The organism is Actinoplanes sp. CA-015351 (genome assembly GCF_050955685.1).
Taxonomy (GTDB): domain Bacteria; phylum Actinomycetota; class Actinomycetes; order Mycobacteriales; family Micromonosporaceae; genus Actinoplanes.
The window spans coordinates 5,989,974-6,013,799 of the sequence record NZ_CP192102.1; the positions used below are offsets into that span (position 1 = coordinate 5,989,974).

26 protein-coding genes and 4 tRNA genes are annotated in these 23,826 nt (G+C 67.3%); 13 read left to right on the forward strand and 17 right to left on the reverse strand.

The features are described 5' to 3' along the window. Positions 1-46: 46 nt before the first annotated feature. From ACQP2E_RS27280 to ACQP2E_RS27315, 8 genes are all read right to left on the reverse strand, one after another. A complete protein-coding gene (locus tag ACQP2E_RS27280) occupies positions 47-274 on the reverse strand; it encodes a hypothetical protein (protein ID WP_433825802.1) in 228 nt (75 codons plus the stop codon). A gap of 96 nt (positions 275-370) precedes the next feature. Beyond that, entirely contained in the window at positions 371-2,926 is a 2,556-nt protein-coding gene (locus ACQP2E_RS27285; protein ID WP_433825803.1) for a caspase, EACC1-associated type, read from the reverse strand. Positions 2,927-2,931: 5 nt separating this feature from the next. Next, positions 2,932-3,294 carry an effector-associated constant component EACC1 gene (locus ACQP2E_RS27290; protein WP_433825804.1) on the reverse strand — a complete coding sequence of 121 codons (363 nt, stop codon included), beginning with the start codon at positions 3,292-3,294 and terminating at the stop codon, positions 2,932-2,934. A 124-nt stretch (positions 3,295-3,418) separates the two neighbouring features. Then, positions 3,419-3,492 (reverse strand) — tRNA-Met (locus ACQP2E_RS27295). A gap of 10 nt (positions 3,493-3,502) precedes the next feature. Next, positions 3,503-3,575: transfer RNA gene (locus ACQP2E_RS27300), tRNA-Ala, on the reverse strand. Positions 3,576-3,592: 17 nt separating this feature from the next. Then, positions 3,593-3,666: transfer RNA gene (locus tag ACQP2E_RS27305), tRNA-Leu, on the reverse strand. Positions 3,667-3,681: 15 nt separating this feature from the next. After that, positions 3,682-3,754 (reverse strand) — tRNA-Arg (locus ACQP2E_RS27310). Positions 3,755-3,996: 242 nt separating this feature from the next. Continuing rightward, positions 3,997-4,737, reverse strand: a complete 741-nt coding sequence (locus tag ACQP2E_RS27315) for an SDR family NAD(P)-dependent oxidoreductase (RefSeq protein WP_433825805.1) — start codon at positions 4,735-4,737, stop codon at positions 3,997-3,999. 35 nt (positions 4,738-4,772) lie between these two features. Here ACQP2E_RS27315 and ACQP2E_RS27320 point away from each other — a divergent pair, with 35 nt between their 5' ends. Then, positions 4,773-5,141 carry a DUF2784 domain-containing protein gene (locus tag ACQP2E_RS27320; protein ID WP_433825806.1) on the forward strand — a complete coding sequence of 123 codons (369 nt, stop codon included), beginning with the start codon at positions 4,773-4,775 and terminating at the stop codon, positions 5,139-5,141. Between the two features lie 7 nt (positions 5,142-5,148). Here ACQP2E_RS27320 and ACQP2E_RS27325 read toward each other — a convergent pair whose 3' ends face one another. Continuing rightward, on the reverse strand, positions 5,149-5,325 hold the full coding sequence (locus ACQP2E_RS27325) for a hypothetical protein (protein ID WP_433825807.1): 177 nt from the start codon (positions 5,323-5,325) through the stop codon (positions 5,149-5,151). On the opposite strand from ACQP2E_RS27325, the gene ACQP2E_RS27330 reads away from it, so the two are divergent. Beyond that, positions 5,324-5,782, forward strand: a complete 459-nt coding sequence (locus ACQP2E_RS27330; protein WP_433825808.1) for a hypothetical protein — start codon at positions 5,324-5,326, stop codon at positions 5,780-5,782. The two genes, ACQP2E_RS27325 and ACQP2E_RS27330, sit on opposite strands and share 2 nt — an antisense overlap. Here ACQP2E_RS27330 and ACQP2E_RS27335 read toward each other — a convergent pair. From ACQP2E_RS27335 to ACQP2E_RS27345, 3 genes are read right to left on the reverse strand one after another with little or no spacing between them, the layout of a single operon-like run. Further along, a complete protein-coding gene (locus ACQP2E_RS27335; RefSeq protein ID WP_433825809.1) occupies positions 5,757-7,097 on the reverse strand; it encodes a glucose-6-phosphate dehydrogenase in 1,341 nt (446 codons plus the stop codon). The two genes, ACQP2E_RS27330 and ACQP2E_RS27335, sit on opposite strands and share 26 nt — an antisense overlap. Further along, positions 7,094-7,789: a response regulator gene (locus ACQP2E_RS27340; protein WP_433825810.1), complete on the reverse strand. Its 696-nt coding sequence runs from the start codon at positions 7,787-7,789 to the stop codon at positions 7,094-7,096. Before ACQP2E_RS27340 ends, ACQP2E_RS27335 begins: the two co-directional genes overlap by 4 nt. Further along, positions 7,786-9,363 (reverse strand): ATP-binding protein, encoded by a 1,578-nt coding sequence (locus ACQP2E_RS27345; RefSeq protein WP_433825811.1) that lies wholly within the window; start codon positions 9,361-9,363, stop codon positions 7,786-7,788. Before ACQP2E_RS27345 ends, ACQP2E_RS27340 begins: the two co-directional genes overlap by 4 nt. Positions 9,364-9,508: 145 nt before the next feature. Here ACQP2E_RS27345 and ACQP2E_RS27350 point away from each other — a divergent pair, with 145 nt between their 5' ends. Further along, positions 9,509-10,924 carry a cation:dicarboxylate symporter family transporter gene (locus ACQP2E_RS27350; RefSeq protein WP_433825812.1) on the forward strand — a complete coding sequence of 472 codons (1,416 nt, stop codon included), beginning with the start codon at positions 9,509-9,511 and terminating at the stop codon, positions 10,922-10,924. A gap of 48 nt (positions 10,925-10,972) precedes the next feature. On the opposite strand, the gene ACQP2E_RS27355 is transcribed toward ACQP2E_RS27350, so the two are convergent. Beyond that, positions 10,973-12,208 carry an FAD-dependent oxidoreductase gene (locus tag ACQP2E_RS27355; protein WP_433825813.1) on the reverse strand — a complete coding sequence of 412 codons (1,236 nt, stop codon included), beginning with the start codon at positions 12,206-12,208 and terminating at the stop codon, positions 10,973-10,975. A gap of 191 nt (positions 12,209-12,399) precedes the next feature. On the opposite strand from ACQP2E_RS27355, the gene ACQP2E_RS27360 reads away from it, so the two are divergent. From ACQP2E_RS27360 to ACQP2E_RS27380, 5 genes are all read left to right on the forward strand, one after another. Further along, positions 12,400-12,975 (forward strand): hypothetical protein, encoded by a 576-nt coding sequence (locus ACQP2E_RS27360; RefSeq protein WP_433825814.1) that lies wholly within the window; start codon positions 12,400-12,402, stop codon positions 12,973-12,975. A 634-nt stretch (positions 12,976-13,609) separates the two neighbouring features. Beyond that, on the forward strand, positions 13,610-13,807 hold the full coding sequence (locus ACQP2E_RS27365; protein ID WP_433825815.1) for a hypothetical protein: 198 nt from the start codon (positions 13,610-13,612) through the stop codon (positions 13,805-13,807). 85 nt (positions 13,808-13,892) lie between these two features. After that, entirely contained in the window at positions 13,893-14,384 is a 492-nt protein-coding gene (locus ACQP2E_RS27370) for a DUF4253 domain-containing protein (RefSeq protein WP_433825816.1), read from the forward strand. Between the two features lie 282 nt (positions 14,385-14,666). Next, positions 14,667-15,248 (forward strand): DUF4760 domain-containing protein, encoded by a 582-nt coding sequence (locus ACQP2E_RS27375; RefSeq protein WP_433825817.1) that lies wholly within the window; start codon positions 14,667-14,669, stop codon positions 15,246-15,248. Positions 15,249-15,386: 138 nt separating this feature from the next. Then, positions 15,387-15,851 (forward strand): hypothetical protein, encoded by a 465-nt coding sequence (locus ACQP2E_RS27380; RefSeq protein WP_433825818.1) that lies wholly within the window; start codon positions 15,387-15,389, stop codon positions 15,849-15,851. Positions 15,852-16,669: 818 nt separating this feature from the next. Here the strand turns inward: ACQP2E_RS27380 and ACQP2E_RS27385 are convergent. Then, a complete protein-coding gene (locus tag ACQP2E_RS27385) occupies positions 16,670-17,158 on the reverse strand; it encodes a tyrosine-type recombinase/integrase (RefSeq protein WP_433825819.1) in 489 nt (162 codons plus the stop codon). A 233-nt stretch (positions 17,159-17,391) separates the two neighbouring features. On the opposite strand from ACQP2E_RS27385, the gene ACQP2E_RS27390 reads away from it, so the two are divergent. Both ACQP2E_RS27390 and ACQP2E_RS27395 read left to right on the forward strand, forming a co-directional pair. Beyond that, positions 17,392-17,562 (forward strand): hypothetical protein, encoded by a 171-nt coding sequence (locus ACQP2E_RS27390; protein ID WP_433825820.1) that lies wholly within the window; start codon positions 17,392-17,394, stop codon positions 17,560-17,562. A gap of 165 nt (positions 17,563-17,727) precedes the next feature. Then, positions 17,728-18,243, forward strand: coding sequence for a hypothetical protein (locus ACQP2E_RS27395; protein WP_433825821.1), 516 nt, complete (start codon positions 17,728-17,730; stop codon positions 18,241-18,243). Between the two features lie 133 nt (positions 18,244-18,376). Here ACQP2E_RS27395 and ACQP2E_RS27400 read toward each other — a convergent pair whose 3' ends face one another. Beyond that, complete coding sequence (locus ACQP2E_RS27400; RefSeq protein WP_433825822.1) at positions 18,377-18,946, reverse strand: immunity 21 family protein; 570 nt, start codon at positions 18,944-18,946, stop codon at positions 18,377-18,379. Between the two features lie 415 nt (positions 18,947-19,361). Here ACQP2E_RS27400 and ACQP2E_RS27405 point away from each other — a divergent pair, with 415 nt between their 5' ends. Beyond that, positions 19,362-20,525 (forward strand): IS110 family transposase, encoded by a 1,164-nt coding sequence (locus tag ACQP2E_RS27405; RefSeq protein WP_433825823.1) that lies wholly within the window; start codon positions 19,362-19,364, stop codon positions 20,523-20,525. 68 nt (positions 20,526-20,593) lie between these two features. Here the strand turns inward: ACQP2E_RS27405 and ACQP2E_RS27410 are convergent, their stop codons facing one another. Further along, positions 20,594-21,505, reverse strand: a complete 912-nt coding sequence (locus ACQP2E_RS27410; RefSeq protein ID WP_433825824.1) for an SDR family oxidoreductase — start codon at positions 21,503-21,505, stop codon at positions 20,594-20,596. A gap of 89 nt (positions 21,506-21,594) precedes the next feature. Here ACQP2E_RS27410 and ACQP2E_RS27415 point away from each other — a divergent pair, with 89 nt between their 5' ends. After that, a complete protein-coding gene (locus tag ACQP2E_RS27415; RefSeq protein WP_433825825.1) occupies positions 21,595-22,242 on the forward strand; it encodes a TetR/AcrR family transcriptional regulator in 648 nt (215 codons plus the stop codon). Positions 22,243-22,437: 195 nt separating this feature from the next. On the opposite strand, the gene ACQP2E_RS27420 is transcribed toward ACQP2E_RS27415, so the two are convergent. Then, the gene (locus ACQP2E_RS27420) at positions 22,438-22,818 is read right to left on the reverse strand and encodes a hypothetical protein (RefSeq protein WP_433825826.1); all 381 of its coding nucleotides are present in this window, start codon (positions 22,816-22,818) and stop codon (positions 22,438-22,440) included. Positions 22,819-23,165: 347 nt separating this feature from the next. On the opposite strand from ACQP2E_RS27420, the gene ACQP2E_RS27425 reads away from it, so the two are divergent. After that, complete coding sequence (locus tag ACQP2E_RS27425) at positions 23,166-23,738, forward strand: ATP-binding protein (RefSeq protein WP_433825827.1); 573 nt, start codon at positions 23,166-23,168, stop codon at positions 23,736-23,738. Positions 23,739-23,826: the final 88 nt, after the last annotated feature.

Here is a 23,826-nt window from a genome sequence, read left to right on the forward strand (position 1 = left end):
ACCACAGCTGGACACGAACTGCCCTCCTGGCCCGCATAACCGCAGTTCAGGAGGCGCGGGTAGCCCAGGTGATCGCTTTCTCGACGAGGGGCCAGGCGAAGAAGGCCGCGACGCTGAGCGGGACCATGATGTACCAGTCGCCGAGGATGCCGAAGTCGTCGGTGCGGCCCATGGTGTGCACCATGCTGATCACGGCCAGGGGTGCGCAGGAGATCACGATGACGAGGTAACGGAACCAGGATCGCTTGTTGCCGGTTTCGGTGGTGTTCTCCATGGCGATCACTGTGTCAGCGGCCCGGTGCCCGGCGGATCTGCCGGCAGCCGGATTCTCGTCTCTACCCGAAGGTATAGGCACAGCGGGACGGCGGGTTCAGGTACGCCTCCGGCTCCGGGGGTCCCGGACCGGGCCTCGGCCGTCCATTCGCCGGGCGAGGTCGTTGAGGCCTGCCTTCTCCAGCAGGTCCTTGACCTCGTCGATCTCGTCGGCGTTGCGCGTCTGCGGAACCCGGTCGACGACCCCGCGGACCTCCTCGTCCTGTTCACCGGCGCGCAGGGCGAAGACGAACTCGAGCAGTTCCTGAGCGGATCTCCCGTACCGGTGCCCAAAGTTCCACTTCTTGTCCACGACCTCGGCGATCAGATAGTCGGCGTCCCGGTCCTGCCCGCGCCGGCGGAGATCCTGAACGACGATGGCGATCACCTCGGGGGGAATCGTCGTGTACGAGGCCTCGATCAGGACGTAATCGGCGTGGCCGTTGTGACCGAACCTGCGCAGATTCGTCAGGAGCTCGCCGAGGGGCCACGTCGGGGTCGGCTCGAACAGTTTGGCCTCGTTTAACGGCGGCAGGGCTTTGATCACCGCCGACAGGGTTGGGCCGCCGACCCGGCCCGCCTGGTAGAACACCTTCCGGATGTCCCGGTGCGAGAGGCTCTGAACCAAAGAGCGAAGCTCATTGAACCCAAGTTCGCCGATGATGCACTGCAGCACCGCTGCCAGCGCGCCGTAGTCCCACGGCGGCTCCAAACCGGCGACGATCGACCGGAGGGCCGCCTCGTCGGCGTCGCCGATCAGGTCGCCGATCTGATCGAGGGTCAGGACCGCGCCGGACTCGCCGAGTGCGGCCAGCACCGCCGCGGCGTCACCCTGGCGGCGCTGCCCGGCACCGGACATCACCGTCGACCACTCGGTGAGCCTGCCTTGCGCCTCGAGAGCCGCGAGGAGACGGCCGAGTTCCGTGGGCCGCATCCGCTGTGCGGCGACCCGGAGCAGCTCGACGGCGTCGACCGGCCGGCCCATGTCGCGCAACGAGTCGACAAGACGCAGTGTGCTGGACGCGGGTCGGGACCCGACCGCCACCGCGAGCAGGTGGAGGGCGGCGTCCTCGTGGTTCGCGTCGCGCAGTGCCCGGGTCAGCTCGGCGATCTCGTCGTCGGTCAGCCCTTCGGCCTGGTGACCCGAGGGCTGGTGGCCGGAGGGCTGGTGGGTGTCGTCCGGCTCCTCCGCCATCGCGTACAGCCTGTTCGACGCGTCCTCGCGCCCGGCCGTCCGCAGTTCGTCGGCCAGGGCGAGCACCTCCCCCGACGGCAGTTCGGTGGCGACCTGCTGGACGAACTGGTCCACCTCGCCGCGTAACCCGGCCACCCAGAGGTCGCCGACGAGCGCCGTCCGTGCGGCGACGTCCGGGGAGAGTCGCAGTGCCGCGCCGACCAGGGTCTCCAGGTGCCTGCCGAGCCCTTCGTCCCGCAGCACGCCGGCGAGCCGGGCCGTCTCACCCGTCGGTCCGGCGGCGACGGCCTCCAGGAACCCGCGGGCCACGTCGGCGGCGCCGATCACGTCGAGCGTGCGCAGCAGGTCGAGCAGTTCTGGAACCGGCCGATGAGTCGCGTGCCGGGCCAGGGCCCGGAAGTCTCGGGTGCGGCCCTCGCGCAGGAGCAGCATGCCGAGCGCGGCGATCTCCTGGTTCGTGCGATGGACGCCCACCGCGGCGAGAAGTGCGTCAGCTGCCTTGTCGTCGCCGTCGTCGTGCAGTGTCCGGAGCCGGTCGACGGTGGCGGACGGGCTCAGCTCCATCAGCTTTCGCAGCTCAGGGGTGAGCCGGGGTGGCGGTGGTGCGGGTGCGGGCGCCGGCCCGGTGGTGACGGTCCCGGCCGGGACGCCCGCCTGCGCCGGGCGATAGGCCACGTTCCGGACGAGCGCGATGGCACTGCCGTCGTTGCGTGACCGTTGCTGCGGGATGGGCAGTCGCCGCGCGGACAGGTCAGCGCGCAGGTGGTAGAAAAGCGTCTCGAGGTCGAGCAGCTCGGCACCGTCGGCGATCCCGGTGCTGATCTTGTCGATCAGGGCGCCGGTGAACGCGGTGTAGTCGTCACCGGGCGGGGCGAGCGCCTTGCTCGTCTCGGCCGTGGCCGTCATGAGGTAGGTCCCGGCGATTCTCGCCTGCTCGGCGACGTCGGGGGCACCCATCGCGCCCTGCATCGCACGTCCGCTGTAGCAGCAGTCCAGCAGCATGACCTTGCTCCGGCAGTTCCGCGCCGTCTCGACCACCTCGCGGCGCAGGTCGTCGTAGCGGACCGCCCGGTAGAGGCGCTTGCGGCTGGCCAGCGGCAGGGCCAGGTGGAGGTCGTCGCGATTGTCGAGCAGGCCGTGTCCGGCGAAGTAGACGACGAGCGCGTCGGTCGCTTGGCCGGCCGCGGTGTTGACGGCGTCGAGGACCTCCTCGGCGCTCTGCGGGTTGTGCAGCAGTGTGCAGTCGTCCGCCCGCAGCCCCCACAGGCTCGGAGTGGTCAGCAACTCGGCGAGCCTGTCCAGGTTGCGTTCCACGGCGGGCAGGGCTTCCAGGTGGCCGTAGTCGGAGACTCCGACCAGCACTGCCCGTGACCGCCGGGGGTCCGGAAGCCAGGTGTCCGGTTGATGCTGGCCGGTCATCCGGATCAGTCCTCCTCGGCCTCGGGCTCGGGGCGTGCCGGCTCGGACAGGGCTGCGACGATCCGCTCGATCGTCTCCGGTGAGGCGTCCTTGACCGTGATCGATCCGCCGTCGCCGGTGAAGGTCACCTCGGTCGTGTCGTCGTCGCGGGAGTCGCGCCAGGTGGCGTAGGCGATTGCCAGGTTCGCGAGGGCGACGCCGTGTGTCAGCACCACCTCGATGACTTCAGCGGCGCCCATCGTGCCGGTGGGCTCCTCGTCCTCACGGATCTCGACGGCCTGCCCGGTAAGGGTCTCGTCGTCCCGGAACCATCGGTACAGCCCTAGCGTCGCCTGCTCGTCCTCGACCGCCACCACCGAGATCTTCACCTGACCGCCTCCTCAGCCGTGCCGCGCCGTTGCGGCTGCCGTTCAGTCTGGACCATCCAGAGAGGAGCGCCAATCCTGCGGAAGCGTGGGGAGGCCGGGGAGTGTGAGGGCCGGACTTTCTCGGTGTCGCCGAGTGGGGTCGAACCACCGGCCTCCGCCTTATGAGGGCGGCGCTCTTGCCTGCTGAGCTACGGCGACGTGACGTGCGTGGACCCGGCCGGGGTCGAACCGGCCACCTCCTGTTTGCAAAACAGGCGCTCTCCCCGATGAGCTACGAGCCCTTCCTCCAACAACTGCGTGCCCTCGGCGCGATTCGAACGCGCACCGTCCAGGTCCTCGGCCTGGTGCCTCTGCCTGTTGGGCCACGAGGGCTTCCACTGACGTACGTGTCCCCGGAGAGATTCGAACTCCCGGCCGCCGGATCCGTAATCCGGTGCTCTATCCGCTGAGCTACGGAGACGTGGGCCCACCCGGCCAGACAGCCGGGTGGGCGGGCGCAGCGCGAGAGAGAAGCGCGCGGCGCCGGCACAGAAAAGAAAAAGCCGCCCGGTTCCGGAATCGGAAGGGCGGCGCGTGAATCGCTAGCGAAGTGCTAGGCGCGCCACCTCATGAGGAGCAGAGCTCGTCGCATCATCGTGCCCCTCACTTGATCGGTCCCGTTTGGTAAGGACAACGATAGGCACCCCAGGGAGCACCGGCAATCTATTTAAACGGTGGCCGGGTGGCGTCGGCGATGGCCTTGTGGGAGACGTGGGCGGTCAGGCCGCCGTCGACGACGATCTCGGCGCCGTTGACGTACGCGGACTCGTCCGACACCAGGTAGACGATCAGTGGCGCCACATCGGCCGGGACGCCGACGCGGCCGAGCGGGATCTCCGGCAGCGCCGCGTCGAAGAACTCCTGCGGAGCGGAGTCCATCAGTGGTGTGTCGATGAGGCCGGGCATCACGGCGTTGACCCGGATGCCGCGGATGCCGAGTTCGAGCGACGCGCTGCGGGTCAGGCCGCGCAGCGCCCACTTGCTGGCCGTGTACGGCGCGGCGGCGTGCCCGGAGACCGCCGCGACCGAGCAGATGTTGATGATGGACGAGCCGGCCGGCATCAGCGGGACCAGGGTTTTCATGCTGTACATCGGGCCGGTCACGTTGATCGCCATGACGCGTTCCCAGGCGGCCGGGTCGATGTCGGGCAGCCGGTCGCGGCCGGTGACGCCGGCGTTGTTGACGATCGCGTCGATGCGTCCGTACGTGGATCGCAGGTCCGCGGCGAGGAGCTGCCATTCGTCGAGGCGGGACACGTCGAGCAGGCGGATGCCCTCACCCGGTAGCACGTCGGTGGCGATCACCGTGGCGCCCTCGGCGCGTAACGCGTCGGCCTCGGCGGCGCCCTGACCGCGTGCCGCTCCGGTGACCACCACGATCTTGCCCGCGCACCGTCCGCCCATAGCCGGAATTGTGCCTGGTGGCGGAGACTGGTCGCATGGGATGGCGGATCCTGGCCGACGCGACGATGGTGCTGCACTTCGCCTTCGTCGCGTTCGTGGTGGCCGGCGGATTCCTCGCGTGGCGGTGGCCGAGAGCGATCGTGGCGCATCTGCTGGCCGCGAGCTGGGGTCTGTCGATCGCGGTGTTCCGGTTCGACTGCCCGCTGACCTGGGTCGAGGACCGGGCGCGGGAGCGGGCCGGCAGTGCCGGTCTGAGCGGCGGTTTCATCGACACGTACCTGACCGGGGTGATCTATCCGGAGCGGTTCCTGGTGCCGATCCAGGTGCTCGCCGCGGTCGTGGTCGCGGTCTCCTGGGTGGGCGCGGCGTACCGGTGGCGCCTTTCGGCGCCGGCTCGCCGCTGAGAAGACCTCAGCCCAGGACTCGGGAGACCATGTGCCTGACGGCTGCGGGTTCAGGCGATGCCCCGGTACGGTCCGCGAAGAGCAGATGTCCGGTCCCGATCAGGATGGCGGCGAGCGTGTCCACATCGGCGCCGGCCGGGACGCGTCCACGGGCGCGTTCGTCCTCGAGATATCCGGCGATCATGAGGGCGCCTCCGGGTGCTCGGCGTCGACCCGGACGAGCGGATGGCCGCGCTCGCCCGCAAGCACGGCATCGAGGTGGAGGTGTCGGCCTTCGAGAGCTGGGATCCGGCAGGCCGGAGCTTCGACGGGGTGATCGCCGGGCAGACCTGGCACTGGGTGGATCCCCTGGCCGGCGCAGAGCAGGCGGCCCGGGTGCGGGGACCGGCTTCCACGACCGCGCCGCCGACGGACTGCGGCAGAGCAAGCTCTTCACCGAACCCGAACTCTGGACCTTCGACTGGGAGCACACCTACACCCGCGACGCCTGGCGGGACCTGGTGCCGACCTCCGGCGGGCACCATCTGCTCCCGCCCGGCCAGCTCCAGGTCCTGCTCGACGGCCTCGCCGAAACCCTCGGCGACACGGTCACGGTTGGTTACACGACAGTGGTGACTACGGCGTCAGCAACGAGTCGGTGATCCCGGGGCTGCCCGCCGGATATTCCAGCAGCGGCACCTTGCCCGCGGCCCATGCCGCCGTCACCGGCTCGACGATCCGCCAGCACTGCTCGGCGACGTCGGCCCGGATCGACAGCGTCGGGTCGTTGTCGAAGACACCGCGCAGCACCTCGCCGTAGGGCGGCAGATCGCCCGGGCCGAAGCCCGCCTCCAGCGTCACCTGGTCCAGCTCGAACGGATCATCCGGGCCGTTGATGTTGAAGTCCAGGGCCAGTTTGTCCGGGCCGAAGCCGATCCGCAGGCGGTCCGGCTGGTCGTGCCCGGTCAGGCCGTCCGGGACGCGGGGCGGGCAGCGGAAGGTGACCACGGCTTCCTTGCGGCTGTCGCCGATCGCCTTGCCGGAGCGCAGCCGGAACGGCACGCCCGCCCACCGCCACGTGTCGACGGCCAGCACGACTTCGGCCAGGGTCTCCGTGTTGCGGGACGGATCAACGCCGGGCTCTTCGGCGTACCCGGGAAGGTGTCTGCTCCGCAGTGAGCCGGCGGTGTATCGCGCTCTGCGGCTGAAGGCCGCGGGGTTGTCCTCCCAGATGTGGGTGGCGCGCAGGACGTCGGCGAGGCGGTCGCGGAGTTCACCGGCGTCGAGGCTGGTGGGTGGTTCCATGGCGAGCAGGCCGAGGATCTGCAGCAGGTGGCTCTGGATCATGTCGGCGAGGGCGCCGGCGCGGTCGTAGTAGCCGGCGCGGTTCTCCAGGGCGAGGTCCTCGTCGAAGACGATGTCGACCGAGGCGACGTGGGTGCTGTTCAGCAGGGGTTCGAAGATGCGGTTGGCGAAGCGCAGGCCGAGGATGTTGAGGACTGTGGATTTGCCGAGGAAGTGGTCGACGCGGTGGATCCGGTCCTCGGGGACCAGGCGGGTGAGCAGGTTGTTGAGCTGGGCCGCCGTCTCGCTGGAGACGCCGAACGGTTTCTCCAGCACGAGCCGGGTGCCGTCAGGGAGGTCGGCGTCGAGCAGGGCCTCGCAGGCGCGGGCGGTGACGGCGGGAGGCAGAGCGAAGAAGATCGCGGGTGGCCCGTCGGCGGCGGCGAGCACGGCCCGGAGATCGTCGGTGTGGGTGACGTCCGCCCGGAGGTAACGGGTTTTTTCGTAGGGAAAGCCGAAGGATTCCGACACGCGGGTCTGCCATCGAGCATCGTCCCAGTCCTCGGTGGCCGCGCCGATCAGTTGCAGGCCCGGGACGTGACCGGCGGCGAGCAGCGCGCCGAGGCCGGGCAGCAGCAGCCGGGCGGTCAGGTCGCCGCTGGCGCCGAGAATGATGAGGCTCTGGTCCGTCATGGACTCCGGGTACCCGCAGGACCCGGCCGGTACTCGACTTCGGGGCGCCCGGGTCCGCCGTATCGCGGGCTGCGCACCACCCGGCCTGAGTCGGCGAGGTGTTCGAGGTACCGGCGGGCGGTGACCCGGGAGGTTCCGGTGCGACCGGCGACCTCGGTGGCGGACAGCCCGGCCGGTGCCGCTGATCGCAGCGCGCCCAGGATCAGGTCGAAGGTGCGCTGGTCGAGGCCTTTCGGCAGGGTGTCACCGGTGGCGCCGCGCAGGGTCGCGAAGACCCGGTCGACCTCGTGCTGCGCGGCGACCTGGCCGGATTCGAGCAGCTGGCGGCGGTAGGAGGCGTACCCGTCGAGCTTGTCGCGGAACGCGGCGAAGGTGAACGGTTTGAGCAGATAGTGGGTGACGCCGAGAGCTACCGCCTGGCGGATCATGTCGATGTCGCGGTCCGAGGTGACGGCCAGGACGTCGGTGCCGCTGCCGGCTGCCCGCAGTGCGCGGGCGATCTCCAGGCCGTGTTTGTCCGGCAGGTTGAGATCCAGCAGCACCAGGTCGATCGGTTCGGAGCGCAGCCGGGCCATGGCGTCGCGGGCGGTGTACGCGACGGCGGCGACGGTGAATCCGGCAACGCGTGCGGTGTACGCCTGATGCGCCTCGGCGATCAGCGGTTCGTCGTCGACGACGAGGACACGGATCATGACGGCACCGTTCGTGACGGCACCGGTAGCCGGACGGTCAGCGTGGCGCCTTCTTCAGACGAGATCTCGTAGGTTCCGCCGTAGCGTTCGGCGACCTGCCGGACCAGGGACAGCCCGACGCCGCGTCCCTCACCCTGCTTGGTGGACCAGCCCCGGCGGAACGCGGCGGCGGCCTGCTCGGGGCTCAGTCCCGGCCCGTTGTCACGCACTCTGACCAGAACCTCGTTGTCGGCGTGCCGGATCAGGACCTCGACCTTGCGGGGCAGATCCCGGCCGGCGACGGCTTCCAGGGCGTTGTCGACCAGGTTGCCGACCACGGTGAGCAGGTCCCGGGCCGGCAGTGGCGCCCCTTCCACACCGCCTTCCAGCCGCGACGACGGGTCCACTGTCAGTTCGACGCCGCGTTCACCGGCCTGGGCGCTCTTGCCGAGCAGCAGCGCGGCCAGGGCGGGTTCCTCGACGGCGCCGACCACCTGGTCGGTGAGCTGCTGGGCCAGGGCGAGTTCGGCGGTGGCCAGGGCGATCGCCTCGTCGGTACGACCGAGTTCGACCATGGTCAGCACGGTGTGCAGGCGGTTCGCCGCCTCGTGGGCTTGGGCGCGCAGGGCTTCGGTCAGACCCCGTACCGAATCGAGCTCGCCGGTGAGCGCTCGCAGCTCGGTGTGATCGCGCAGGGTGAGCACCGTGCCGAGCAGGCGGCCGTCGAAGCGGGTCTCGCGGCGGCTGGCGACGAGCGTGCGGTCGCCGACCAGGACCGGTTCGTCGACGGTCGGGCGTTGCTCGCTGATCAGCGCGGCGACCTCGGCGGGCAGGCCGGTCGGTCCCTTTTCTGAAACACCCAGCAGCCGCCGGCCCTCATCGTTGATCAACTCGACTTCTCCGTCCCGGCCGACCACCACGAGACCCTCGCGGACCGAGTGCAGCACCGCGTCGTAGTACTCGTACATTCTGGTCATCTCGGCCGGGCCGAGGCCGTGGGTCTGTCGCCGCAGACGCCGGCTGAGCAGCCACGCTCCGGCCGCGGCGAGCAGCAGCGCGATGCCGGTCGCGGTCGCGACCACCGGCAGCTGGGCGACCAGGTTGCGGTTGATCGCGGCGGTGGTGATGCCGACCGAGACCAGCCCGATGACGGTCACGGTCCCCGGTTCCACAACCGCCACCACGGTACGCACGGAGTACCCGAGACTCCCCCGATACTCCTCGACCACGGTTCCGCCGTCGAGCGCGTCGTCGATGTTCCCGGCGAACGGCAGGCCGATCAGGTCACGGGTGGGGTGGGTGTACCGGGTCCGGTCGGGTGCCATCACCACGACGAAGTCGGTGTCGGTCGCCTCGCGCGTCGCCTCCGCCCAGGGTTGCAGGGCGGCGGTCGGGTCGGTGCTGTGCAGCCCGTCGACGACGGCTGGGGACAGGGCGATCGTCTGGGCGACGGCTTTGACCTCCTCGACCGCGGCGTTGCGGGCGTCCTTGCGGGCGAGTAGGACGGCGCCGGTGGTGCCGACCGCGACCAGCAGGGTCACGACCAGTACTTGGAGGGCGAAGAGCTGCCGCGCGATGCTCCAACGTCCGGTCACGCTTGCACGCCTTTCTAGTTCGCCTTCGGGGTTTTCGCCCTCGGGGTTTTCGCCTTCGGGGTTTTCGCCCTCGGGGTTTTCGCCTCCGGGTGAACAGAATGAACTCAATGGTGATCTGGGGTGAGACCCAGGCCACATTCACGTCATGGAAACCGCACCCGCCCCGAAGGTCAAGAAGGACCGCACCAGATACCTCTATCCGGCTGTCGTCGTGGCCGTCCTGCTCGGCATCGGCGTCGGCTTCCTCGCGCCGGATTTCGCCGTCGAACTGCGCCCGATCGGCACCGGCTTCGTCGATCTGATCAAGATGATGATCGCCCCGGTCATCTTCTGCACCATCGTCCTCGGCGTCGGCTCCGTCCGGCAGGCCGCGAAGGTCGGCAAGGTCGGCGGCCTCGCCCTCGGATACTTCCTGACGATGTCGACGGTTGCGCTCGCCATCGGCCTGGTCGTCGGCAACCTGATCCACCCCGGTTCCGGCATGCAGCTCAACGAGACGATCGCCGCCGCCGGGCAGAAGGCCGTCGGCGAGACCGGCAGCGAGAGCACCGCCGACTTCCTGCTCGGCATCATCCCCACCACGCTGCTCTCGCCGCTGACCGAGGGCAACGTGCTGCAGACACTGCTCGCGGCGCTGCTGGTCGGCTTCGCCCTGCAGGGTCTCGGCGAGTCGTCAGCACCGGTGCTACGCGCGATCGGCCTGTTCCAGAAGGTCGTCTTCCGGGTCCTGGCGATGCTGATGTGGCTGGCCCCGATCGGCGCGTTCGGTGCGATCGCCGCTGTCGTCGGCGCCACCGGCGTCGACGCGCTGATCAGCCTGGCGCAGATCATGCTGGGCTTCTACCTGACCTGCGCGATCTTCGTCTTCGGCCTGCTCGGCGCGATCCTCTGGGCGGTCGCGAGGATCAACATCTTCACCCTGTTCAAATACCTGGGCCGGGAGTTCCTGCTGATCGTCTCCACGTCGTCGTCGGAGTCGGCGCTGCCCCGGCTGATCGCGAAGATGGAACACGTCGGCGTTTCCAGGCCGGTCGTCGGCATCACGGTGCCGACCGGGTACTCCTTCAACCTCGACGGCACCGCCATCTATCTGACCATGGCGTCGCTGTTCGTGGCCTCGGCGATGGGCGACCCGCTGTCGGTCGGCGAGCAGGTCTCCCTGCTCCTGTTCATGATCATCGCGTCGAAGGGTGCGGCCGGGGTGACCGGCGCCGGCCTGGCGACGCTGGCGGGTGGTTTGCAGAGCCACCGGCCGGACCTCGTGGACGGCGTCGGGCTGATCGTGGGCATCGACCGGTTCATGTCGGAGGCGCGGGCGCTGACGAACTTCGCCGGCAACGCGGTGGCGACCGTGCTGATCGGGACCTGGACGAAGGAATTCGACCGGGAGCGGGCGGCGCTGGTACTCAGCGGCGGCGACCCGTTCGACGAGTCCACGATGGTCGACGACCACGGCCCGGAGGAGGCCGCGCCTGCGGTTCCGTCTTCGGTTCCGCCTTCTTCTTCGGGTTCTTCGTCGGCTTCGGGTTCTTCTTCGGCTTCTTCTTCGGCCAGCGCCTGACACAGACCGCCACCCCGTCGCGCTCCCCCAGTCGCGGCGGGGTGGTTCTCATCCCCGCACGGCATCCCGGAAGATGCCAGCGGCCCGCTCGGCGACCTCAGCGTCCGTCCCGTCCCACAGCTCCCCCAGCCACGGACCAGCGAAAAGCCCCACCACCGTAGGCACCCCATCCGCCGCGCTGGCATCCAGCCACTCACAGATCTCGTTCTCACCCGGCCCGTGAACCCGGTAATACCCCGCCGCATGTTCAGGCCAGAACCGCTGCTCGAACCGCAGCACCACCTTCTCCACCCGCCCCATGCCGAGCCGTTCCACCGCGACCCGATGCCGATCAGGAAGAGCCGGCGCGAAGCCGATTGTCGTGAGGACCGCCAGCGGCACCGTCACGATCACCGCATCAAAATCGGCCGCGTGTCCGTCACCGATCAGCGTGACCCCACGCTCCCCCACCCGGATCTCCGTCACCGGACGATTCAGCCGCACATCCACCCCTGCGGCCAGATGCTCCACCAGCAGCCGATATCCCCCGACGATCCACCGATCCCCTTCGCCGACACCGGGCTCGAACCCGTACCGCGCACTCAACCACGACAACGGCGCCCCGGAGTCCATCACGATCTCCGCGTCCACGAAATCCCGAATCGCCCCAGCCTCGAACCGCCCAGGCTCCCGAAGCCACTCACCCACCACATCCCCCACCGCCGCCTGCGGCGCCGCAGCCTCGAGCCGAGCCCGCAACTCACTCTCCAATCCCTTGGGTACGCCCGAACGAGCCGGCCCCAACACAAAAGGATCAGTGAAGTCGGTGGGAGTGACGGTGAGCCCGAGTTCCTCAGCAAGCCGAGCCAGAACGTTGTCGTCATACTGCTGAAGCCAATTGGCGCCCAGGTCGAAGCCGAACCCGCCGACATCCACCCCGGCAGTGCGCCCACCGACCCGGTCCCGGGCTTCCCAGATCTCGACCGCGACACCGAGCCGGCCGAGCTCCCGCGCAGCGCCGAGCCCCGCCATTCCGGCCCCGACGACAGCAACCCGCCGATGCCCGGCCTCAGCAGCCCAGATCCCGGCAGCGATGCCCTGCTCAAAGGCCCCGTGCGTCATCCCGGCCCGAGTCGGATGCGTCGCCTCCCCGGCGATCCGCAGCCGCCCACCGACCGGCTCACCCAGAGCGACCCGGTCCCCGGGCGTCCCACCCCGCCCGATCAGACTCCACGACCCGAGAGCCCACGGATCATCACCCCACCGCGACACAGCCGCCGCCACCAATCGCCCACCCGTACCCATGCCCGCAGCATAGGTACCCAAGATCCACCCTGCCGTGGCATTTCCTGCTGGCCGCCGCCGCTCTCAGAGGCCACCGGGATGGTGGGACAGCCATTCGCGATGCCGGTCACGACGGCCCGCCCTACGCGCCCCGCGCACGGGGTCGCGTCGCGGAGCGCCGGCATCGATCATCTCAGCTACCCTGGCGGCCTATGAGAAAGCTTCTCGTCCTTGCGGCCGCCGCCGGACTCGCTGTCGCCGGTTGCGCTGCCGGGGAGCCTGAGCGGCCCCTACCGCCGCGGGTTCTCGACGAGTCAGTCGCGGATTACCGGCTGCTCAACGACGTCTCGCAGATCGACTTCAACCGCCGGCACGGGGAGCAGGAGGAATACGCGCTGGTGCCGGCGACCCGTCCGCCCGGGCTGCTGCGCATGACGCCCGGCGGCAGCCACGGTGAGAACGGCTCCTTCGTGATGACCTACCAGTTCGGCGAACAGTGGCTCCACGCGCTGGTCGAACTGTCCCCGCAGGCCACCGGCACCTGCGAGAGCATCGAGGCCGACCAGATCGGCCTGTGCGTCCGCTCCGGCGCCGTTGCGGCCGGTTCCGGTGATCAATCACATGTCGCGGTCTACCTGACGGGCAACGTCAACACCGCACCGCGGGTGGGCGATCCAGAGACCGAGGAGGCCACCGACTTCTGGTCGACCGCGGAGATGGTGCCGTTCGACGAGGCCCTCTGGCTCGTCGACTTGCTGGCCCGAGGCAGAGTAGCGGCAGGCCAATAGCGACCCATGAGTCGTGGCGAGTGACTTCTGGACCGTTCCGGGGTCGTGTTCCCGCCGACGCTCCGCAGTCAGCATGATCGATGGATTCAAGCATGTTCCGGTCGACCGCGTGCGATCATGCCAGTGTGGTGAATGAGCCGGTCGAGGTCGTTCGAAACTCCGGATGAGCACGTCTTACACGACAGGCAACTCCGCTGCTCCTTGACCTCCCAGCCGGCCGACCAACTTCCGTTCAGCGGCCGTTACCGAGCGACGTCCGATGTCACCGAGGTACTTCGCCTCGCAGCCTCCGACACCCAGCCGGGAATCATCGGTTGGGACGAGCTCACCGAGGTCCAGGATTCGCCCGAGTCAAGCCAGCGGTCTCGGGAACCCTTCCCCGTATGGACCGCTGTTCTGTCCAAGCCGACTGTCCGACGTCGTCTACCGGCAGATGACCACTGACGCGAAACGGCTCAGGACGGGTCAGGGAGGACAATCGGGGGCGACTCTGCAACCCAGCGCGGCCGATCTGAACCCAAGATCGACACTTCGGAGAAGTCACCTCCCGGACCCGCCGAAGACCATCCTAGAACACCGTCTCTTGACACAGAGGGTCCCCTTGTCGCCGTCCGCCATGAGAAAGGCGACGTCGATGCTGATCGACTACACCACCGATGGTCTGACCGGATTCAGCCCTGACGACTTCCCCGAGGCCCACGATTTCACCGTCGAGCTCACGATGTGCGGCGAAGACCAGGCGGCGAAGTCGCTCGACCTGGCCTATGTCGTATCGTCGCCCGCCACCAGGATCAGTTGGGCCTGGTGGAATGAGCCGCTACCGGCCCGCTGACTCACGTAGCCACATCGAGCCGAGTCACTGCGGTCAGCGATCCGCCCCGCGGCCGGCGGCTGCCCTGCGCGCACGATCGACGGTCTTGGAGCCGGACTTCCATCACCACAGCAGCCCCAGCGACCTGATCGCCTGGGTGCAGACCGCTGACTTCGATGCCGAGTGGGCTCGCTTGCCCAGCTTCAGCATTTGGGGGCACCATCCCGAGACTCTCGGCACCGGCGACGAGGGCTATGACCTTACCGGTTTTGGTGAGCCGGAATTGCTCGTCATCCTGCCCCGCCCCGAGTCGTGGGCGGCGTTCGCCTATCTGGATCCCTACGGCGGTTGGGGCACTCCGGGCGAGCTGATGCTCGCCGCCGCCCGCCGGTGGCACGAGCGGTACGGTGCCGCGCCGACCACGATCGGGCTCGCCAATGGCTTCACCGTGCCCCGCCCACCCACCGAGTTGGCCGATGCCGAGCGGCTGGCGGTGGAACACATGGCGATCGCCGGGTTGACCGCAGGAACCACGACGCGGGCCTATGCCCGAGCGCTCCTACAACTCGACCAACGGTGCCTCTACAGCCGTCCGTGAGGAACTCCTGTCGCAGGCCGTCACATTGAGGCAACTGCTCCCCGCCGATCCTATTCGCCCGGCTCCGGCATCAGGGTCATGAATCCTTGATGAGTTGCATTCACGTCGGCACGAGCGTGCATCCGGGCCGACCCGGGCCGCGGGGCGTGACGGACCTGCCAGAGCCGCGCACGATCGGCGGCAGAAGAGGACGCCGCACGGCCGGCGTTTCCGGGGTGTCGGCCCGCCGTCTGCCGGCAGTTCGCTTTCACGGAGCCCAGTCCGATCGACTACCTTGGATGCGTGGACGCCATAACAGCGATCTCACTCATCTCGATCGCCATCTCCGTCGTCTCGCTGATCGTCTCCGGGACGCTCGCGCTCCGGCAGACGCGAACCACGATGGACGGCTACGCCCTGCCAGTCGTGCTCCAAGTCTTCAGCCGGTTCCGAACCCAGGAGTTCTTCGACGCTCAACAATTCATCTTCGATGAACTTCCCCGGCAACCGGTCCAACCGTATACGGACCTGTCGTTGGAGGTCCGGTCCCACTTGCGCATGGTGGGCGGTCTCTACGACGACCTCGGCAAGCTCGTCGCGCACGGCATCGTCAAGGAGGAGCTGATCATCGGCTCCAACGGCTCCCAGGCCCGACGCATCTGGGAAGCGATCGAACCCTTCGTGCGCGCCGAACGCAACAAGCGCAACAGCAACCTGTGGATCTATCTGGAAGATCTGGCGTACCGGAGTACCCGGAATCCGCCGACCGCTATCCACGAGAAGCTCAAACTGCACCCGTACGCTGGACCAACGCACACGTCCCGTCCAGCACCGACCGAGTCCTCTGCGACGCCACGACCTCGCACGGAGCAGGAGCCGAACTAACGAGCGGGAGGAGGGGACGAGGGCGGCCCGGCGGAGGCCGAAACACTTTGCGTGCGCGTCGTATGCGGCAGTTCAGTACGTGACGAACTCTTGGTGTTTGATCGCCCTGTGCCCGAGGATTGGCGGCCGGAACCGCAGATGCCCGACGACGACAGCGCTGCCGTCGGCCGATTGCTGGACCGGCTCGGATGCCAGCCATCCAGCGATCTCTGGGAAGAACTCGAAGGCCTACTCAGCCTGGACTTCACCGACGAGCACTACCACGTGGGCTGCCCCCACAGCTCCACCCGCCTCGCGATCGTCATTGGCGAGCACGGCCACTACTCAGCGTTCCGCCACTACAACGACGGCGACATTCACCGGATCCCACTGAAGCCGGCCATGCCGGACGAGTTAACCGGGATAGGCCGATGGATGCACGACACCGCCGCTGCGGGCGGCGACATGCTCCTTGCCGAAGGTCTGGCGTACCTATTCGGGCAGGCAACCTGCGGCCTGTGTGGCAGTACCTTCAACCTCGCCGACTGGTTCGAAGCCGAGAACAGCCCTCACCAGCCCATCGACCCGATCGTGATTTCCAGCATGGCCGCGGCCTCGGGATGAGCGTACGAGTCAATGCGAAAGTCCCGGACTCCAATGACGGCCTATTCCTGTACACGATCGACAATCCCGAGCGGGGTGAAATCCTCGGCGGCATCGAGTGGGTCGGCGAGTGGGACAGTCATCAACCACGAAAAGTTCTCTGGCTGACCACCGGCGGTGAAGGTCCGCCAGGCGCACCTAAAAAGTTACCCAACTGAGGGATCTAGCAGTACTGCCATCCCCAGTAAATATGGTACGCCCGGGCGTACTTGACCGTCCACCACATACCAGAAGGAATTGTGACGCACGGATATCCGCCAGGAATTGGGGCGCTCATGAGCGCACGGACGCGGACCGCGGAGGAGCAGTTGTTCTCCATTTTCAGCGTGTTGGTCACCCATCCCGTGCTCACCGTGACACGGACACAGCTTGCGGCTGCATTGGCGGCGGTAGGAGGGAACAGGCCGAGAGCTAGGACGCCTCCAGCCGTTACGGCAGCCATTCGGCTGAGGATGCTCTTGTTTAGCCGGGAAACACGAGATGGATTCAAGGTTTTCTCCTCAGAAAGTGCCTTGGCCTCAGACAAACATTTTATCCTCAAATCGGTGAGCCCCCGTACGGGTGAGGCGCGACCTTGCCCATGCCGCCGCCGCATCCGATCCGGGCTGTTTACCGACGTACTCCGCAAAAGCCCAGCAGTCTGAGTGCAAATAAGGCATGACGGTGCGTACACTCAGTTCGGCACGAACGGGCACCGTCGACGTCGTCCGGCCCGTGACGCTAGGTGGCGATTTTCCTCAGTGTGCGATCTTCTCGGCATTGACGAGAACGACGAGACCTCAGCCCTCGGTTTGCGCTCGCCAGAACACCAACCCTGCTCGATGCGGTGGTGCGCCGAGTATGGCCTGTCGCCACAGACGCAGACCTTGGCGCGGCATCGCTCGCTTTAGCCGGCGGGTCGCGGCGTGCCGATCCATCCGGTCGGCGCGGGCGTTGCGCAGTATCGGGCCGACGTCACGCTGCTCGACAGCGCGGTCAATCGCCCGAGCCACCGCTGGTGGCAGCGGGACGAGAACGACCTTGCTGCCTTTGCCGCGAACCTTGAGCACCCGGTGTCCGTGTTCCTCGCCGAGGTCGGCGATGTTGGCGCCACAGGCTTCGAAAATCCGCAGCCCGAGTAGGCCGAGCATGGCGACCAGTGCGAAGTCGTTGATGTTGGCAGACAAGCGGGCTGCGGTGATCATCGCCTCGAACTGGAGGTGGCTGAGGCCGAGCGTGGGCAACTCGGGTGGGACGAGGGGCCGGCGGACGTAGCGCTCGATGTCCACCCGTGCCGCTTGCAGCGGGTCCAGTGGCTGGTCTCGCTTCGACCAGTCGGCGCCGCCCCTGACAGTCTGGGACCCTCTGCGATACACGGCACCTACCCTGGTTAGATGCCGGGTAGCGGTGCACCTTCGTGCGGCTCTCTCCCCGCGATGACCGCTGCTCGGCACTCATCGTCTTTACGGCCATCACGCTCGCCGCGGCAGTGGAGGACGTCGCGCGCCGGTAGTCTTCCGCGGTGCCGAGTCGCGTCTATCGCCGCCGGTGGACCGAGACCCGAGGCGATGAGTTCAACGGCAGGGGCCATTCGGTCTGGTTCTTCGAGGCCGGCGATGACGGCTGGCTCGTCCGCCAGGTCGAGGTCTACGACGCCAGCCGCATTCTGAGATACGGTCCCGATCACCCGTAGGCCAGCTACGGCGTTCTCAGCGAAGTGAGCCTCAACGACTCCGGCGACCACTGGAGCGCCTTCGAAATCACGGAAGCCGAGTTCGAGCGCGTCTGGGTTGCCCTCGGTGTCGACCGGCTCGGCGACGCTGGCTAGGGTCGCTGCGAGTTGATCGAAAGGGGTGCCGTGTTCCTGTACCGCCTCGCGCTGCTGGGCGCCGCCGGAGCGGCGGCCGTGCTTCTTGCCTCTTGCGATCCCGGTACGGCCGGCGAGGCTGGAGATGGCGCATCTTCAGCTGTTGTGACCTATAGCTGCTGCGCAGATACGGACGTCGACTCGCCGTATCATCCTGGCCAGGTGATGTCCGTTCGCTGGACGGTCGAATCGACGAACGTCCCGGCTGCCGGCGGCGCGGCGCCGGTCGAGCTGTCGGCAAGCCTGACCGGACCGTACGCGACGGTGAGCGAGCTGAAGTCGGCACCAGAAGACTCAACAAATGCGGCCGAGTATGTGACGTTAACGGCCCCGCCGGTGCGGCCGTCCGGTACACCCGGTGAAAAGCCGGTGAGCACCATTCTGATCAGCTCCGATGCCGGGCCGGGGTATTACAACCTGACCACAGCTATGAAGCAGGGCGAAAAAATTGTCGACGGCGCTTCCATCATCCGCGTGGTGACGCCGGCCCCACGCCACCCCGCGTGACCTGGTTGCTACAGCAACGCCGCAACCGAACGCGTTCGTCCATCCAGCCATCCATCCGCAGCGCGGCATGCGCCCTACACGCGGCAGATCCGGATGTCTGATCCAGCCTGCGTTCGCCTTCAGCCGCGCACGTTTAAGGGACGGGCTGAAGCTGAACGAGAATCATCCAATTGTCGCCATCGACGCGGTATGTCGCCCGGACTCGGTAGGTACCCGGGTGCAGTTCCACGACGAGGTGGTTGTCGGCCTCCAACTCCGTTCCAGGCCAGGCCGAATCGAACAACACGACTGGCCCGTCCACTACCCAGCGGACATCTTCATCGGCATCCCACTCCACACCGTCCCGTACCGCTTGGCGCGCAGCGCTGACCAAGTCGCCTTCCTCGTATGCCGCGGCCCAGCGCAGGAAAAGCCGTTCCGAGGGCAGGTACGTCGTCGTCGCCGGCTCGTCGCCCAGGACTAGCGCCTGCTGCTGACCGATGGCGACCATGCCGATGTAACCGTTGACCGCACAGGCCCGGCCGTAGTCTCCCCAGTCCTCCACGGGTCCATCCGTGCTATCAGTCCCGGCCCACAGCGACAGTGCCGATTTCGGAGCGGCAAGTAGCGGTCCGCCACCCGACGAAACCCACGTGTACGGCAACGAAATCCACCTCCCCGTGTCGATCTTGCCAGAACACGGCGACTCGGGAGAGCCCTCCAAGTCACGGCAGAACGTTGTGGGCGCCGAAGCGCTGGCCGCAAGATGCGACAGCTACGGCGCTCTCATCGATGTGATCCTCTACGACTCCGGCGACGAGTGGAGCGCCTTCGAGATCACACAAGCCGAGTTCGAGCGCGTGTGGAACTCGAACGGAGAGCGACGGCCATACCGTTTGCCAGCGCCCGGACAGCGGCTACTTGTTTCATTGAAGTACGACCGCAGCCCGGCCAGGCTTGGTCGAGGTGACCGGTGGGATCGCTCGCACGCGGCTGTCCACCGCAGGTTTGGTGTGACTCACTCATGGCATGCGCCTGCCGGTCACCGCGGCGCGGAGTGGCTCAAGAGGGGTATGCCCAGCTCAAAGTAGCGCTGCCCTCCCGCCGACACGTTGGTCGGTTCGAGGAGAGGCAAGCACATGGGCCAGGTCATCATCGGCGTAGACCCGCACAAACGCTCCGCGACTATCGAGATCATCGACCAGCGCGAACGCGTCGTGGCCAAAGGCCGGTTCGGCACCGACACCGACGGCTACCAGGCCATGCTGTCCGCCGGCCGCAAGCACACCCACCGGATCTGGGCGGTCGAGGGCTGCAGCGGCATCGGCCGTCACGTCGCCCAGCGCCTGGTCGCCGACGGCGAGACCGTCCTGGACGTGCCCGCAAAGCTGTCCGCCCGAGCCCGGGTCTTCTCCACCGGCCAAGGCCGCAAGACCGACCCCGTCGACGCCCACAGCGTTGCCGTCGTCGCGTTACGCACCCCTGACCTGCGGAAAGTCATCGTCGACGACACTACGGTGGCATTGCGGTTGCTCGTCGACCGGCGTGACCAGCTCGGCCGGGCCCGCACCGAGGTCGTGTCCCGGCTGCATCACCTGCTACTCGAGCTCGTGCCGGGCGGGGCGAAGAAGTTCCTGTCCGCCCAGCAGGCACGCGTCCTGCTCAACACCGTCCGGCCGCGTGACGTCGTCGGCAAGACCCGCCGCTGGCTGGCCTCCGAACTGATCCACGAGCTCGTCACGATCGACAAGAAGATCAAGATTGCGAACGCCGAGCTCACCGAACTGGTCGCATCCACCGGCAGCGAACTGCAGAAACTTCACGGGATCGGCCCGTCCGGCGCCGCCCGGCTGATCGGTGACATCGGCGACGTCAGCCGCTTCACCAGCCGCGGGCACTTCGCGTCCTGGAACGGCACCGCCCCGATTGACGCGTCCTCCGGCGACCAGAACCGCCACCGCCTGTCACGCGCCGGGAACCGGCGCATCAACCGGGTCCTGCACATCATGGCCGTGGTCCAGCTCCGCAACGACACCGAAGGACGCCGCTACTACCGACGCAAGCTCGCCGAAGGCAAGACCACGATGGAAGCCATGCGGGCACTGAAACGCCGGCTGTCCGACGTTGTCTTCCGGCAGATGGTCGCCGACGCCACACGGCTCAGGACGGGCCCGGGAGGACAAGCGGGGGCGACTCTGCAATCCAGCGCGGTCGACCCAAACCCCAAGATCGACACTTCGGAGAAGTCACTTCCCGGACCCGCCGAAGACCACCTTAGAACACCGCTCCTCGCCACACCTTGACACAGAGGGGTGCCATGAGAGTGCGCCTGATCCTGGACCGGTTAGGGGCGCGAATAGCGTTGGCAGGCTCATGACCTGTTGCGCTGCCGGTGGATGACTTCGTCATCGGCAGCGACGCTGTGGATTGCGTTCAGCTCGTCGCGGATGACTGCCGTGAGACTGGTGCTCGGACGACCTATCAAACGACGTAGGTCGCCGGTGACGAGGGCGAGCGCACCTCGTGCGATCACGTTCTCCGTTTCGATGAAGACATCGAGCATTGCGTCCGGGAGGCCGCCAGCGGAGAGCAACTGCCGGTACTCGGCGGCCGGGACCTGCCGGTAGGTGATGTCTCTACCAGACTGCCGGGAAACGTGGGCGGTGTATTCGTCCAGGCTCCAAGCCTCATCGCCACTCAGCTCATAGGTGGTGTTCTCGTGACCGGCTCCGGCGAGGACCGCTGCTGCGGCCGCGGCGTAGTCGTTACGGGTCGCGGTGGCGAGTCGAGAGTCGGACGCGGCGGTCCCGACGACTACGCCGTGCTCCAGCACGGTGGGCAATTGGGCGGTGTAGTTCTCCGTGTACCAGCCGTTGCGGAGAAAGCTGAACGGTAGCCCCGAGCTTTTGATCGCCTGCTCGGTGGTGTGGTGGTCAGCGGCGATCACGAATTGAGTGTTCGGGCCACCGAGGATGCTCGTGTAAGCCAGGAGGGCGACATCGGCGTTCTTCGCCGCGCTGATGACGGCTTCGTGCTGGGCCTGGCGTCGCCCGAATTGGTTGCCCGAGATGAGTAGGACACGGTCCCCGGGGCGGAAAGCACCGGCTAGCGATGACGGGACATCGTGGTCGGCGGTGCGCACCTCAATGCCGTGTCCGGCCGGGTGGGTGGCGCGCGTCGGGTCGCGCACGAGAACGGCGATCTGATCGACCGGGACCAGGTCGATCAGGTGCCGCACGACGAGCCGACCCAGCTGGCCGGTGGCTCCGGTGACGACGATCATGCAGGGCTCCTTCAGGCGCGTTCGCTGACTGCCGTAACCTACAACGACAACTGCAAAAAAGTAAAACGATGACTGCAAGAAGGATGGCGATGGGCACTGCGAACGAAGCAACCCGGCCCCGCCGTGGCTGGGCCGACAAACGTGAAGCCATCGGGCGAGGGGCGCGGATAGTGTTCGCGCGCGACGGCTATGCGCGCGCAAGCATCGACGCGATCGCGCTGGAGGCGGGCGTATCCACCCGCACGATCTACAACCACTTCGGCGACAAGGAGACCCTCTTCACGTCCGTCGTCACAGAAAGTTCAGCGCGGGTCAGGGACGTCCTCGTCGCGCGGACCAGGCAGTGCCTCGACTCGCCTGCCGATCTGGAAGCGAGCCTGATCGCGGTCGCCCAAGCATGGATGGCGACCATGGAAGAGTTCAGCGAACACTTCGCTCTGATCCGGGTGATCACGACGGAGGCGAATCACTTCCCGTCGCAAGCGCGCGAGGCCTGGCAGCACACCGGACCCGAAGCGGCGCGCGCCGAACTCGCCCGCCACTTCGATCTGCTCACCCGCCAACGACTACTCGCCGGCCAAGATCCACACCGTATGGCAATCCATTTTCATCTACTGGCCTTCGCGGAGATCATGGAACGATCCCAACAGGGTGCCGCCGTACTCGATAAGGCCGAGATAAGTACCATTATCACCGCAGGCATCCGAACCTTCCTCCGTGGCCACCTGCCTCGCTGAACGACCGGACAACAGCGATCAAACGGCGCACGGACTCAACATCATCTGTCGTCAGCCAGCGAATGAAGTCGACCACGTCGCGGAGAATTTTTGCCTTCAGCTGAACGCGCTCTCGTCGGCACGACAGGACGCCGAGCCGGGCCGCTGACGACTGGCCGTGACGACAGTGCCAACCCGAGCGCGGACAGCGGCAGATCAGTGCGATTCGCTGGGGACATCACCGGTCTGCTTCAGTCGTTCCAGAGCCGAGGCGCGGTGCTCCAGGCCGGCCGCGACGTCATCCCAGTCCGGTCCGTGCATCCAAAGGCTGTGCGCTGCTTCGCGCATCAGCGCTGGATCGTCTGGCCGTTGGAGGAGCACCAGTCGGTAGGCGAGATTACGGACCCACACCGGGAGAAGCCCGTCAACGATGTTCGGGGATAAGGTGTGCAGCATCCTCAGGATTTCCTCCGCATCGGCGAAGGTCAGCTTCTCGATGAAGTGTCGGTCATCGTGATCCTGAGAGCACCGCAAAACGGGCGTTTGATACTCGTCGCCGTAGCGGCACCGGGCGTGTTCCGTAAGGGTGTTGTGCACGCCCTGGACCTTAAGACAGATGACGCCTCAAAGCATGTGATGGAGCTGCTGCGGCAACCTATGCAAACATCCGCTCATCGGCATGTGAGTGCGGCGCCGAGAAGGCCCAGGCGGGCCACCGCAGAAAACCGAGCCGTCCGTGCGGGCCACCGAGAGGGCCGTCAAATCAGCCGCCCCGATCACCAAAGACAAACGAGTCGTGGCGAGTGGCATCTGGACCGTTCGGGGTGGTGTTCATGGCGGGAGGACGCCGACATTTCCGGCCCTCGTGGCCGCGTTCGATCTGTGGTCCAGCGTCACTGGAACGGCACCCGGCCCCCCTCCACCGCACAGAGACCCTGTCGGCGATGATGACGCGTTCGGCTCGGTCGGAAGGGGCGGGGATGAGGCAACCAAAGCTGTTCCTGACGGTGGGTCTGCCCTGCACGGGCAAGACCACAGCCGCTCGGCGCATCGAGATCGAGCAGGAAGCGCTTCGTCTCACCAAAGACGAATGGGTGAAGGCCCTTTACGGACACGCCAATCCGCCGTCAGCGGGCGACGTGATCGAAGGCCGGCTCATCCAGATCGGGCTGCGCACCCTGGAACTGGGCAACAACGTCGTCATCGACTTCGGCCTGTGGAGCCGGGACGAACGCTCGGCTCTGCGCCAGGCCGCAGCAGACGTCGGGGCGACGGTCGAGATTCTCTACTTCGAGCTCACCCCGGCAGAGCAGCGGATCCGACTTGATCGGCGTCAGGCCGAAGCGCCTAACACAACGTGGCCCATGTCCGATGAGGAACTCACTGATTGGGCTGCCACCATCGAGATCCCGACGCGGGGCGAACTCGACGGCAGCGAACCCGTTGGGAATCCCCCGGTCGGTTTCGTGACATGGGCCGAGTGGCACCGACACCGGTGGCCGCCGTCGGTCTCCTGAATGCGTTCCGCGCAGCACTGCCAACAACCAGCACATCGGCATTTCCGGGCATCAGTCCGCTGGTCAAAAGTCGATGCGTTGCTCGGCC

Bases quoted from the DNA above. Each gene is read 5' to 3' on its own strand.
- ACQP2E_RS27425 (WP_433825827.1), top strand. From the start codon at position 23,166: ATGATGACGCGTTCGGCTCGGTCGGAAGGGGCGGGGATGAGGCAACCA.
- ACQP2E_RS27360 (WP_433825814.1), top strand. From the start codon at position 12,400: ATGAGAAAGCTTCTCGTCCTTGCGGCCGCCGCCGGACTCGCTGTCGCC.
- ACQP2E_RS27415 (WP_433825825.1), top strand. From the start codon at position 21,595: ATGGGCACTGCGAACGAAGCAACCCGGCCCCGCCGTGGCTGGGCCGAC.
- ACQP2E_RS27335 (WP_433825809.1), bottom strand. From the start codon at position 7,097: ATGACGGACCAGAGCCTCATCATTCTCGGCGCCAGCGGCGACCTGACC.
- ACQP2E_RS27365 (WP_433825815.1), top strand. From the start codon at position 13,610: ATGCTGATCGACTACACCACCGATGGTCTGACCGGATTCAGCCCTGAC.
- ACQP2E_RS27410 (WP_433825824.1), bottom strand. From the start codon at position 21,505: ATGATCGTCGTCACCGGAGCCACCGGCCAGCTGGGTCGGCTCGTCGTG.
- ACQP2E_RS27325 (WP_433825807.1), bottom strand. From the start codon at position 5,325: ATGATCGCCGGATATCTCGAGGACGAACGCGCCCGTGGACGCGTCCCG.
- ACQP2E_RS27340 (WP_433825810.1), bottom strand. From the start codon at position 7,789: ATGATCCGTGTCCTCGTCGTCGACGACGAACCGCTGATCGCCGAGGCG.
- ACQP2E_RS27315 (WP_433825805.1), bottom strand. From the start codon at position 4,737: ATGGGCGGACGGTGCGCGGGCAAGATCGTGGTGGTCACCGGAGCGGCA.
- ACQP2E_RS27320 (WP_433825806.1), top strand. From the start codon at position 4,773: ATGGGATGGCGGATCCTGGCCGACGCGACGATGGTGCTGCACTTCGCC.
- ACQP2E_RS27380 (WP_433825818.1), top strand. From the start codon at position 15,387: ATGCCCGACGACGACAGCGCTGCCGTCGGCCGATTGCTGGACCGGCTC.
- ACQP2E_RS27350 (WP_433825812.1), top strand. From the start codon at position 9,509: ATGGAAACCGCACCCGCCCCGAAGGTCAAGAAGGACCGCACCAGATAC.
- ACQP2E_RS27330 (WP_433825808.1), top strand. From the start codon at position 5,324: ATGAGGGCGCCTCCGGGTGCTCGGCGTCGACCCGGACGAGCGGATGGC.
- ACQP2E_RS27355 (WP_433825813.1), bottom strand. From the start codon at position 12,208: ATGGGTACGGGTGGGCGATTGGTGGCGGCGGCTGTGTCGCGGTGGGGT.
- ACQP2E_RS27405 (WP_433825823.1), top strand. From the start codon at position 19,362: ATGGGCCAGGTCATCATCGGCGTAGACCCGCACAAACGCTCCGCGACT.
- ACQP2E_RS27285 (WP_433825803.1), bottom strand. From the start codon at position 2,926: ATGACCGGCCAGCATCAACCGGACACCTGGCTTCCGGACCCCCGGCGG.
- ACQP2E_RS27280 (WP_433825802.1), bottom strand. From the start codon at position 274: ATGGAGAACACCACCGAAACCGGCAACAAGCGATCCTGGTTCCGTTAC.